Here is a 10653-nt window from a genome sequence, read left to right as displayed (position 1 = left end):
TCTCTTTTTCCTTAATCCAGCCGCTTGCGATCCATGTAACCGCCGATGGCATGGCTTCCGTCGATGAAGATGTTGTCGTTAAAGGTGATGCCGCGCCGCCATGCGAAGGAAACCGAGTAAAGTGTTTCCGGCGTCTTGGCGGTCGTCATGGCGCGCTTGGCGCGGCGGATGGGTTCAAGGTCAACCGTGGTCATAGCGGCGCGACCGAAGGCGCTGCGGCCGATCTGAAAACGGTTCTTCGGAGCCGTCAGCGTGACACGCACCAGGTAGTGCGCGACGAATGGCTGATGCGCGATTGGCGTTCGGCCAATGACCGCCCGCCCGAAGGTGAACCGGTTTGGATGTGCGATACGATCCACGATGACCGCATCGACAAAAGCAAGATAGCGCTTCAACCCGGCAAGGGTGCCCTTCAGCGCCGCCAAAGGTGACGCCGGGAAGAGCGTGGACACGCCGGCGCATTGCGCGATCATTTCCCGCTTTCGCTCTTCGGTCCAATCGTCAAACCAGAGATCGACTGAATGATGCACGGCAAGCCAAGGCAGGAACCGCGCCGGCGTCCGGTATGGGTCCATCAGCACGGTGTAGGGGATCGGCAAGTCATCCGACATTGCGGCGGCAAGCGCCTTTTCGAATTCCTCTGACGATGGCGGAAGCAAGACGCCTACATCGCTCATACCCGCACCTCGATTTGAACATCAAGGCTGGTCATGACCGGCACCTTGTACGGGTCCGGTTCGATGATGACCGGAGCGAGATCGCGCACCCGGATCACGCCATCACCGAAGGCAGCACCCGAAAGCAGGGCTGGCGGGATTTCCCCGCCAATAAGGATGCGGGAGGTTGCCGCCGCGATGATGCGCTTTTCCGCTTCGGCCTTGATGATGCCGGCGCTGGCGCGAGCGGCCACGATTTCCAGCGAAAGCGAAACCGCATATTCGGTGCGGCCGGCCGCCATGACCGAAATAGCGACGGCTTCCGGCGCGCGGTGCGGATGTGTGACAGCAGCCCGGACAACGGCCAGCTCGGCATCTGTCGGAAGCCTGCCCATCGGACCGGCTATGACAACATCCGTATCACCGCGCCGGCCGTGGACGGCCCGACCATTCACCCGCGCATCCCAAAGCCCCAGCGACCTGTCCGCAGATTGCGGCCACGCCGTCCATGCATCGAAGAGATAGCGGCCAGCCGAACCAGCAGCCGGCAAATCGAAAGACAGAAGATAGCGGCGAAGCAAGGCGTCGTCGCCTTCCATGATGGCGGCCGAGCTGGGCGTGGCAGGCGCGACAACCAAGCGGACGATGTTGCGGCCGGCCGCGATGGCCTCAAGATTGCTGCCCTTGGCATAGGCGGCCAGCAGCGACCGGAAAGCATCGTTGACGCGCTGGCGATCCATCAGGCGCAGATAGGACCACGCTTCGCCGACAATGCCGGCAGGATCGGTTTCAAGGCTCTGCACGTCATAAACCGGCAAGGCCGGGTTGATGGCGCGCATCTGGTTCCAGAATTCCAGAAACCGGACCTTGAAGGCCGAATAGAGCGTTTCGAAATCCAGCGCCTCGATGGCATCCGGAGCCGGCAGGCGCGAAACGTCGATGGCGGCTGGCGCGTAAACAGCAAGTGTCATGATGATCTGCCCGCTATGACGACCCGCACGCTTTCATCTTCCGCAATGGAATAATCGCCGCGATGGCCGAGAGGATAATAGACGCCGAAGATTTCCAGCGAGATTGCGCCGCCGGCGTCGGCGCGGCTGACTTTTCCGAACCGCATCCGGAAACGCGGCTCCCATTTCTGGATTGCTGTTGCGGCCGAGGAATAGAGCGCCAGCACGTTGCGGCGCGTCATCTTGGCATCGACCAGGTTCGGCAGCTCTGAGCCGAAATCGCGCCGCATGACGCGTGCGCCGATTGGCGTGTTGAGGATTTTGGCGATTGACTGCCGGGTATGATCCCAATCAGTCAGGGGTGCGCCGGTTACGGCGTTGACGCCGGTTGAGCTTGGCATCCTCTTTCCCCTTTTCATCGATTAGCGAAACGACATCGCCGAAGGGCGGCGCAAGCTCGCGTGCCTGATCGGCAGACAGTTGGATGGGTTCGCCGGCATCACGCCAGCGCCCGGCAATCTCGCAGCCGGTACGAACCGTGTAATTTTTCATGGGGGTTCCTCAGTCTATCGCGAAGACTTTTTCCGAGCCTTCGACAATGGGCCACATGCCGGCAGACGAACCGCTTGCGACGTGGACCTTGTCGCCGATCCGCGCGACCTGCTTGCCGCCGTCGCCGCCGAGCTGCACGTTATCGGATTGCACGATGACCTTGGCGGCGGTGACTTTCACAAGCCCACCTGTCGCCTCGATGACGGTGTCGCCGATCTTGATGTGAAACGGCGTGTCGCTGTTTTCGCGCGCGTTCTCGTCGCTATAGGTCGAGAAATCGATCTGCGCGTCTGCGAGATCGCCGCTTTCTGACACCACGTCCACTTGCTCGCCGATGCTGTAAAGCACATCGACCTTGACGCCACCGCCAGCCAGCGTGCGCGCCTTGATCCATGGCGTCAGGTAGGGTTCCTCACCCTGCCGGGACAGCTCGACGCGATACTTGCTTTTGTCGTCGCTGATTTCGGCAATCTTGCCCTTGCGGCGACGGTTGCGCTCGCGGCGCTCGATATCGGCAATCCGATAATTCAGTTCCTCGATATGGTGGACTAGCCAGTCATCACCTTTCATGGCGCACCCCCATCCGGAAGCGTCAACAGCATCGCGTCGGCTTCGCTGTGTGTCATGCCATAGCGCCGCATCGCCGCCGCCAGCTCTTCATCATTGCCGGCGATCTGCGCTTTCATGAGCGCGATCTTTTTTTCCATGTCCGGCTCGCGGTGCACCAGGTCGCTTTCGCATTTGGCGAAGAATGCGGCCATCGGCGTTCCCGGCTTCAGGGGCTGGCCTGCGACCGGCTCAGCAATGGCGGCGACAGTCATTTTCATCTGATGGGCCGCCAAGCGAACGCCGTTCGTGTCGCCGCTGATACGCGCGCGCTGGCATTTCTCAACCCTCAAAATCAGGCTGTTGAAGATCGCAGCCCATTCATTGTCCGGATCAGCCAGCGCATCCGCAATCTGGCGAAGCGTCATATCGAGATAAAATTCGAAGTTGGCGTCGGCCGCAGGAAGGCCATTCATGATGACCTTCTCATCCGTAAGCGGATCGGTCATCAGGTGCGGCGAAGCAACGCCGGCTTCAAAAACGAGATCGATTTCGCCGCTGGCGATCAGGGAGCGCAATTGAAGGCCGCTCACCTGTTTGCTGTCGTCGGTATAGACCGAAACGAATTGCTTTTCCTGCGGGGTTTTCAGTTCGCCGGCAGAGCTGGTTTCCAAAGCCCCAATCTCGCTATCGAGAACATTGTCGCCAACGAGAGTGCGGCCCTTGAAAGCTTGAACGGCGCAGATGCGGAGGGCAATACGGACAAGGGACATGGGACCTACCAGCGTCAGGCTTGATTAAGCCCGGCAATCAACCGGGTGTGATTTCGGTCATCGACCGTGGAAACTTCAAAGACGGGTTCGCCGGGGCGCTCCAAGGCGCGCAGCTTGTCTTTCTTGCGAAGGACGATATCGGGGTATTCGGTGCGGTCGATGTAGAGAGCCGCCTTTCCCACCGCGATCCGCGAGTGCAGGGAGCGGCCGCCGCTGACATCGAGAGGCCCGGCCGTTTCGTCGCCAGTCCGCAGAACCGCCATAATGACGACTTGCGGCCGGTCCGGATCGGCTTTCTCGTTTTTCATGGGCGACAGACGAATGCGCTCCGCAAACCTTTGGTCGACTCCGGACACAACCGCGTCACGCGCGGCCTGAAAAGAAGAAGCAATCGGCATGACGGTCCCCATAGAATGCGCCCGGCCGCCGAGCTGGCGACCGGGCTTTTGCTGATAATTAGTTGGTCTTGAGCTGCACCAGGCAGTCAGGCTGCTTGCAGATGGCAAGCATGTTGGACTGCGATTTCATTTCGAGGCCGGTTCCGTGATCGAGAACCTTTGTCGAGATGAATATCGAGCCGTCTTCTTCTTCCGTTGGCGCCTGGTTGACGCGGTCGATGTGATAGGCCGGGCCGTCATAGGTGCGGAACATGGACTGCGTACCGGTCGGGTAGGCCGTACCGCTGTTGTCGTCCACATTCTTGAGCGTCGAAATAGCGCCGTCATTCGACTTGACCGGCAGACCGCCCTTGTACTCGCGGAACAGAATGTCGCCGAATTCGAAGACGCGGCCCCAATTGCCGCCGAGGCGCTGACGTTCAAGGTTCGTCTGCGCGGATGCGTTCTGCGCCTGAAGCCAGAACTTTTCGACCTTGGAGTGCGAAATCAGCTTCGAGAAGAACTTCGTATCGACCACGGCTTCCACCGCGCCGACCGTTTCGCCCTTGGCATTGCTGATGATGTGGTCGCTGGCCTCTTCGCACTTGGAGCGAACATCCGTAGCGGCCGTGCCAAGCGCGAAATCGACTTCCTTCTTTTCGACGCCGAACGTGTCGTAAAGATTGTAGAGCGTGCGAAGCTTGCCGTCCTTGATCTCGCCGCGGAGCATGCCTAGCCGCAGAAACTCGCGGGTAATCGCGTGGTTCTTGCGGATGATGACAAGCTTGCGTTCAAGTTCGGCGTCGAGCGAGCGCTCGGTAATCTCGCCGTTGACGACTTCGAGCATGCCGTCGATATCGCCGACAAGGATGTTTTCAAAGTGGGTGAAATGAGGGATCGCAATGATGATGCCGTTCTGGTCATCATCGCCGGCAACCTCACCAGGTGCACCCGGTTCCTGATGAGAAAGAACCACGATCTGGCCTTCGCGGAAGTCGATGCGAACCATGCGCGAACGCTTCGGCTCGCTTGGCGCGATGTTGAGGGCGTTCAGGAGGCCGAAGGTATTCGGCAGTTTGTTGACCTCGTCAGTGAGTTCAACGTTGGAGTAAGGCAGCAAGATTTCAGGCATTGCCGATTGTTCCTTGTGAAGAAAAAAGCGCAGGACATCGCGTCCCGCGCGCGCAGGTTGAAAGGCCGGCTATTGTTGGAAAGGGTGGATCAGGCGCGCAGGATCAGGCCGAGGCGGTCTTCGATATCTGCGATGGCGGCGGCCTGCTGTTCGGCAGTGACGCCAGCGGGCCAGACGATGTTGGCACGGCTGAGAACAGAGAAGCGACGGGAATAAAGCAGACCATCAACGCGGTCCACGCCGTTTGGCGCTTCGCAGTCTTTCAGGCAGACGCCATGAACGATCTGGCTACCGTCCGTCGCGGCCGGGTCCCACGCGACCAGCTTGCCGAGCTTGTCGCCGGCCGGCGCTTGCTCGGTACCGGCAATCCTGCCGACGAGCTGGCCGAGCTTGACCAGGCGGGCAGCGCCGCCAGTGCCGCCGAGCAGCGTGCCAACGGCGCGTGAGATTTCAGGATCTACTTCCTTCTTCAGCAGCGTGGACATGCCGGGGGTCTGCTGGAATTTCATGACAGGCAAAGTGCCCATGGTTCTTTCCTTTCGAAAGGAATTGGAGTTTCAGGGGTGGCGCGCGGAGCCGATCAGCTCTGTTTCATCTTGGCGGCGCGGGCATCCATGCGAGCGGACAGACCGCCCTTTGCCTTCGGCTTGCCGTTCTGCTCGCGGTTGAGGTTCTCCGCATTCATCATGCGGCGCGGAGGCTGGTATTCTTCCTCGCCGGCGTCCGCTTTAGGCGCGACAGAAAGTGTAGCCTTGGCGGCCTCAACAGTGTTGCCGGCGTTGAACAGATGCTCGGCAAGCGCCTCGCGGCCCTCGGCTTCATCCAGCGCCATGATGGCGGCGCGGCGTTCGCGGTCTTCTTTGACTGCATCGCTTGCGGATGCCGTCAGCCTTGCGACCTGTTCTTTCAGGCCATTGAGTTCCGTTTCAAGCTGCTCGGCGCGCTCTTTATCGGTCATGATAATTTCCTTTGGAGGGTTTGGCGGTTGGGTCTTCGGCGGATGGCTGGATGCCATCGACCATTTTTTTGTCTTCGCCAGCGCAACCAGTTTTTTGGGCGCGTGCGCAAACAGGCTGTAATCGAAGGCGGCAACCGGCTTTGCCTTGTCGGTGGCCGTCGCATCGGCGAAGCCTTCGGCAACCGCTTGATCCGGCGTGAACCAGCGTTCCGCCTTCATGATTTCGCGGCAGTCTTCGACGCTCTGCCCGGACTTTGCCGCGTAGACGCGGGCATAGGATGTTGCCAGCGCTTCTAGCGCTTCGATTGTCTTGCTGTGTTCGCTGGAGTTTCCGAAGGTGAAGCCGCTCGGATCATGGATCATCATCACGGAGCCGGCCGCCATGGTGACGGTTGCGCCGGCCATAGCGATCAGCGAAGCGGCCGACGCGGCAATGCCTTCGATAACAATGTTCGTGATGCCAGGGCGAGCCGACAAGAGCGCATGGATTGCAGCGCCTTCCGTCGCAACGCCGCCGCCCGAATTCAGATGAACATCGAGGTCGGACTCGCTGTCGATCTGAGAGAGCGCAACGATCACATCAGCGGCGGTAAAACCGTCATCGTAGTAATACTCGCCGACATAGCCGGAAAGCCGAAGCTTTCCGTCTTCAAGAATTGCAGCCATTTGGGATTACCTCAGTAGGGCCGGAAACGACCGCTGATAGCGTGCCGCCGAATTTTGGGTTTCTCGCCGCGCGCAATCTGGCAATTGCGGAGGGCTTCATTCAAAGCGCGCTGCACCTGGTCGAGCGAGGCGGTGGAATAGCGCATCATGTCTTCGCCGAACCGGCCTTCCGTCATCATTTCGCCGGTCAGCAACGCTTCCTCGACGCGGCGCAGTTTGGCTGCGCGCGCGCACCAATCGATATTCACGGGATCGTCACTATCAGCCATCAAGCGGCGTCCTTTGCTGGATCACGGTTGCCGACAGCAGCGGCCCCAAGCGGCCCGCCGCCCCCGCCTTGCGAGCGGCCAAACGGATGGGGAACGCCTGCGGCTTCAAACATCTTCTTTTCGATGCCGAGCTGTTCGATCTGTTCCTCGCCGTTTTTGCCGGCCTGAGCGCATTCGTCGTGAAATGTGGAAATTCCAGTTTCCAGACGAATCTTGACGGCAAGAGCCGCTTTGTAGTCATCGGCAGATGGCGCAGCCGGTCCGCTCCATTCAGACTGGTAAACGCTTTCGCGGTCCCGGCTGAAGGCCGCATATCCGCCCTTGAATGGAATGACCTTGCGAAAGATCATCTCATCAAGCCAGCGCTCGAAAACACCCTGAAGGAATGGGGCAACGATCCGCGAGCGCCGGCGCATGACGATGGGCCAGATGGTGGCTACGGCCATGCGAACGGACGAATACGAGGCGTTGGAATGATCCATCGCCAGCGCCTCGTATGTAATGCCGAGGCAGCGGGCGATTTCCTTCAGGAGACTTTGGAAGAACGGCAGATATTGAGCACCCGGCGTTGCCGCTGTGTGCATCTGGAAAGTTTCGCCCGGTCCAAGATGATTGATGCGTCCAGACTCGGACATCGAAATGCCCTTGTTCTTCAGGGCATCAATGCGATTGCCCCAAACATCCATCAAGTCTTCCTGCAGGCCGCCGATGAATTCGCCCCAATCGCCCTCATAACCTTCGGGCGGCTCCATATCGGCAAGCGTCCGGATGGCATCGAAAGCCGTCTCACTGGGTTCGGGGCTGTTGATCGTCGCGGCGAAGATGGTTTGCATCAGCGCCGTGGCCAGCGTTGCATCCGCAAGCTGGTCGGATTGTGCGATGACCTTCAGCGCCGGCGCAATGACCGAAATCCCGCGCGGGCTGTTGAGGTTGGCGGCGCGGTCCATGACATGGACAACGTCAGCCCCGTCGATAGTCCGATCGGACTCGATGCCGTTTTTGCGGACACGGAACTTGTAGCCAATCGCCCTATTGTGTTCGTCATGGTAGACGCCCTGATCAAGCCCCTCGCTTTCGTTGGTCGTGCGGGGGCAACGATGCGAGGCGAGAACCGAAACCTTCAGGCCGATATTTAGGCCGAGGCGGCGTTGCACATCCAACGGCAATTGATCGAGAACGGCAAAGCCTTCACCCGTGGCAAGGAAGCTTCGCAGAAGCGCTTCCGCCATATCCGCAATCGTCGCCTTGCCGGCGAGATCGCATTCCTTGGGGTTCCACGCAAAGTGCCGCCAAGCCCGTTCAACCTTGCGGCACCACGCCGAGGCCTGCTTTTTGGTGTAGCCAAAAGCTTCGAGCTGGGAGCGCAGATTGAGTTTGAGTTCGTCGCCGATGGTATCGGTGATGATCTGTTCAACCGCGCCCGATATCCAGCCGCTGTTCTGCATGAAGTCGAAGGCAAGAGCCGAGGCGCGTTCGGCCGACTCGCGAACATCGAGCCGGGCATCGCGCGTGACGGCGCGGCGCATGGCAAGGGTTCCTGCCGTGTCGCCGCGCAGATACCGCGCAGTCATCTTTCGCGCCAGCGGCTTGCTTGGGGCCGGGGCTGATACCCGAACCGAATTCGCCTTGACGCGATGGCGAGGTTTTTCACTCAAGAGTATGACCCCCAACGTTTGCGCTGACGCGGCTTTTTGCCGGTTGCTGGCGCTGGTTTCGGTTTTTGCTTGCTGAAGGGGCTTTCATCGGCCAGGTCGAACAAGTCGTTTATCTGTTCCGGTGTGCCGTGAAGATCACGGAGCAAATCGGCCCAGCGGTCCGTTGTCAGCCGGCGCTTGTTTTCGAGGTGCCAAGCCAGCGCGTAGGCGTAAACAGTCACGTCAAACCAGTCGTTCTGGCGACCGTTGATCTTTTTCCATTTGCGCCCAGCCTTTGGACTGACCAGCTTTTTAGAGCTGCGCTTGAGGCTGGTTCGCGCCTCTTCGGCCTCATCGACCAGCCGTTCGGCCGTCAGCTCCTGAGCGAATTCACTGTCGCAAAGGTTGGCGGCAAAATGGATGGTGCCCCGTGGCCACTGTTTATCCTCGCCGACGCCTTGCACCAAGTTGGCGAGAGCGGCGGTAACGGCAGTTTTCACATCGTAGAGGCCGACCGGATAAAGCAGAACTTTCGCAATCACGCGGTTGCGATGGTCCTTGATATCCTTCTTTTTCGGCGTTCCGAGCCATGGCAGGCCGATGGGTTCGCGACCGTCGAGGGCAAGCACATTCGGCCGGCCGGCGCAGAACCGGTAAACGCGATCCGTTGCCCAACCGGTATCGACACCGGAAATGTCGATACTCTTTTCATTACCGCTCGCCGTGACATAGGTCCGCGAGAGCGCGTCTGAAAGCTTGATCCAAGGTTCGTCCGACTTGTCGGGCGATCCCTCGAAAACCTCGCGGTCGATAAGGCAATGTTGCCCGCGCGGGCCGATGGCGTAGACACCCCACTTGATGCCGTAGCCTTGAACGTCAGCCGCCGAGACCAGCAAAGCCGCCCATTCGGGTATGACGTTGTTCGGTATGGCCTCGTCGCGGGCCGCCTGGACGATCTTTTCGTGATCGATTTCCTCGCCGCCCGGATCGTATGGCAACGCCAAATCCTGCTGATAGAACGTCTTCAGCTTTGTGGTGTTGCCTTCGGCGTCTTTCCAGCGCTTCCAGATTTCAGACCACTTTTCGCGCGGCGCATAAGCCGCCCAAAGGTGATAGCTCGGTTGCCAGTCTCGGCACCTGCCCTCTAGCGGAGGGCATTGCCATTTCGGCAGATCGGCCGGCGCTATCGCGAACGGCACGGGATTTTCATCCTCCTGAACACGCCGCGCGATCCAGTGCGCCTGTTCTTCCATCTGGCGCTTGTGGCCATCAAGGATAGGTTCGTTACATCTGACGCAACGCATGTGGACCGGCAGGCCGCGTTCCGCATCCGGACCGCGCATCTGATCGAATTCGAGCGCCTGATAGGTGCCGCAATGCGGACAGGGCATGTAGCGGTAACGCTGGTCGCCTGCCTCGAAATCTTCGGTAATGGCGCATTCGCCAGCGATGCCAGGTGTTGACCCTTGCCATTCCTTGGCAAGATCGCCGTACATCTTCTGACGCGCTCGCGCCTGACCGCGGGGACTGCCGCGACCGTCAACATCGGCCGGGTAGCCCGTGACTTCGTCCATCGCCAGATACTTGATGGACACCATCTGCAAGCCCTTGGAAGAACCTGCATTGACGATCTGGCAGAAGCCACCGGCATAGCGCTTGAACGCGGACGTGCTGCCTTGTTCGTCGCGGCTGTTAACCGGCATCACCTTATGAGCGATGCGGGGCGATACCTCGATTGTCGGCTGCAATTTGATGCGGTTGAACTTCGTCGCTTCTTCCAGCGTCGGCAGCACGATCATCATCGAGCCGGGCGCTTGATCCACGATGAAGCAGAACCAGTTTTCAATTGCGGTCGATTTGCCGAGCTGGGCGGCCCAGCGGCATGTGACGCGCCGCGCCGGATGATCCGGATGCAGGCAATCTTGCGGCTCGCGAAGATATGGAACGCGGTCCGTCAGGAAGTCACCCGGCCACGGCGAACCCGATTCCGGCGACACCTTGCGATAAGCGTCGGAAAATTCGCTGATCGTCAGGTCTTCGGTTGGCCGGCTGGCGGCGGCCATCCCGCGAAACAGGACCAATGCGCCATGGGTAAGCTCTGGAAATCGTGCGCGCGCATCGTGAATGGTCACTGTTAAGC

13 protein-coding genes are annotated in these 10653 nt (G+C 59.9%); all 13 read right to left on the bottom strand.

All coding sequences use genetic code 11. The features are described from left to right. Positions 1 to 11 precede the first annotated feature (11 nt). Complete coding sequence (locus tag WDZ78_RS02080) at positions 12 to 677, bottom strand: phage tail protein I (RefSeq protein WP_425672193.1); 666 nt, start codon at positions 675 to 677, stop codon at positions 12 to 14. After that, positions 674 to 1627 (bottom strand): baseplate J/gp47 family protein, encoded by a 954-nt coding sequence (locus WDZ78_RS02075; protein WP_425672192.1) that lies wholly within the window; start codon positions 1625 to 1627, stop codon positions 674 to 676. The genes WDZ78_RS02080 and WDZ78_RS02075 overlap by 4 nt, the downstream gene beginning before the upstream one ends. Next, a complete protein-coding gene (locus WDZ78_RS02070; protein WP_425672191.1) occupies positions 1624 to 2007 on the bottom strand; it encodes a GPW/gp25 family protein in 384 nt (127 codons plus the stop codon). Before WDZ78_RS02070 ends, WDZ78_RS02075 begins: the two co-directional genes overlap by 4 nt. Beyond that, on the bottom strand, positions 1958 to 2158 hold the full coding sequence (locus WDZ78_RS02065; RefSeq protein WP_425672190.1) for a hypothetical protein: 201 nt from the start codon (positions 2156 to 2158) through the stop codon (positions 1958 to 1960). The genes WDZ78_RS02070 and WDZ78_RS02065 overlap by 50 nt, the downstream gene beginning before the upstream one ends. 9 nt (positions 2159 to 2167) lie before the next feature. Continuing rightward, positions 2168 to 2728, bottom strand: coding sequence for a phage baseplate assembly protein V (locus WDZ78_RS02060; RefSeq protein ID WP_425672189.1), 561 nt, complete (start codon positions 2726 to 2728; stop codon positions 2168 to 2170). Then, a complete protein-coding gene (locus tag WDZ78_RS02055; protein ID WP_425672188.1) occupies positions 2725 to 3477 on the bottom strand; it encodes a hypothetical protein in 753 nt (250 codons plus the stop codon). The genes WDZ78_RS02060 and WDZ78_RS02055 overlap by 4 nt, the downstream gene beginning before the upstream one ends. A 14-nt stretch (positions 3478 to 3491) precedes the next feature. Further along, a complete protein-coding gene (locus WDZ78_RS02050; protein ID WP_425672187.1) occupies positions 3492 to 3875 on the bottom strand; it encodes a hypothetical protein in 384 nt (127 codons plus the stop codon). A gap of 58 nt (positions 3876 to 3933) precedes the next feature. Further along, complete coding sequence (locus tag WDZ78_RS02045) at positions 3934 to 4986, bottom strand: major capsid protein (RefSeq protein ID WP_425672186.1); 1053 nt, start codon at positions 4984 to 4986, stop codon at positions 3934 to 3936. An 89-nt stretch (positions 4987 to 5075) separates the two neighbouring features. Further along, a complete protein-coding gene (locus tag WDZ78_RS02040) occupies positions 5076 to 5513 on the bottom strand; it encodes a head decoration protein (protein WP_425672185.1) in 438 nt (145 codons plus the stop codon). A gap of 53 nt (positions 5514 to 5566) precedes the next feature. Further along, positions 5567 to 6610: a head maturation protease, ClpP-related gene (locus tag WDZ78_RS02035; protein ID WP_425672184.1), complete on the bottom strand. Its 1044-nt coding sequence runs from the start codon at positions 6608 to 6610 to the stop codon at positions 5567 to 5569. A gap of 11 nt (positions 6611 to 6621) precedes the next feature. Beyond that, positions 6622 to 6879: a hypothetical protein gene (locus tag WDZ78_RS02030; RefSeq protein ID WP_425672183.1), complete on the bottom strand. Its 258-nt coding sequence runs from the start codon at positions 6877 to 6879 to the stop codon at positions 6622 to 6624. Beyond that, positions 6879 to 8450 (bottom strand): phage portal protein, encoded by a 1572-nt coding sequence (locus tag WDZ78_RS02025; RefSeq protein WP_425672182.1) that lies wholly within the window; start codon positions 8448 to 8450, stop codon positions 6879 to 6881. Before WDZ78_RS02025 ends, WDZ78_RS02030 begins: the two co-directional genes overlap by 1 nt. 80 nt (positions 8451 to 8530) lie before the next feature. Continuing rightward, positions 8531 to 10645 (bottom strand): phage terminase large subunit family protein, encoded by a 2115-nt coding sequence (locus WDZ78_RS02020; RefSeq protein ID WP_425672181.1) that lies wholly within the window; start codon positions 10643 to 10645, stop codon positions 8531 to 8533. Positions 10646 to 10653 lie beyond the last annotated feature (8 nt).

This window comes from Agrobacterium sp. M50-1 (assembly GCF_049843495.1).
Classification (GTDB): domain Bacteria; phylum Pseudomonadota; class Alphaproteobacteria; order Rhizobiales; family Rhizobiaceae; genus Agrobacterium; species Agrobacterium radiobacter.
This window is presented reverse-complemented; position numbering and strand designations above follow the sequence as displayed.

Coding starts and splice junctions, on each gene's coding strand:
- WDZ78_RS02080 (WP_425672193.1), bottom strand. CDS start 677: ATGAGCGATGTAGGCGTCTTGCTTCCGCCATCGTCAGAGGAATTCGAA.
- WDZ78_RS02075 (WP_425672192.1), bottom strand. CDS start 1,627: ATGACACTTGCTGTTTACGCGCCAGCCGCCATCGACGTTTCGCGCCTG.
- WDZ78_RS02070 (WP_425672191.1), bottom strand. CDS start 2,007: ATGCCAAGCTCAACCGGCGTCAACGCCGTAACCGGCGCACCCCTGACT.
- WDZ78_RS02065 (WP_425672190.1), bottom strand. CDS start 2,158: ATGAAAAATTACACGGTTCGTACCGGCTGCGAGATTGCCGGGCGCTGG.
- WDZ78_RS02060 (WP_425672189.1), bottom strand. CDS start 2,728: ATGAAAGGTGATGACTGGCTAGTCCACCATATCGAGGAACTGAATTAT.
- WDZ78_RS02055 (WP_425672188.1), bottom strand. CDS start 3,477: ATGTCCCTTGTCCGTATTGCCCTCCGCATCTGCGCCGTTCAAGCTTTC.
- WDZ78_RS02050 (WP_425672187.1), bottom strand. CDS start 3,875: ATGCCGATTGCTTCTTCTTTTCAGGCCGCGCGTGACGCGGTTGTGTCC.
- WDZ78_RS02045 (WP_425672186.1), bottom strand. CDS start 4,986: ATGCCTGAAATCTTGCTGCCTTACTCCAACGTTGAACTCACTGACGAG.
- WDZ78_RS02040 (WP_425672185.1), bottom strand. CDS start 5,513: ATGGGCACTTTGCCTGTCATGAAATTCCAGCAGACCCCCGGCATGTCC.
- WDZ78_RS02035 (WP_425672184.1), bottom strand. CDS start 6,610: ATGGCTGCAATTCTTGAAGACGGAAAGCTTCGGCTTTCCGGCTATGTC.
- WDZ78_RS02030 (WP_425672183.1), bottom strand. CDS start 6,879: ATGGCTGATAGTGACGATCCCGTGAATATCGATTGGTGCGCGCGCGCA.
- WDZ78_RS02025 (WP_425672182.1), bottom strand. CDS start 8,450: ATGACTGCGCGGTATCTGCGCGGCGACACGGCAGGAACCCTTGCCATG.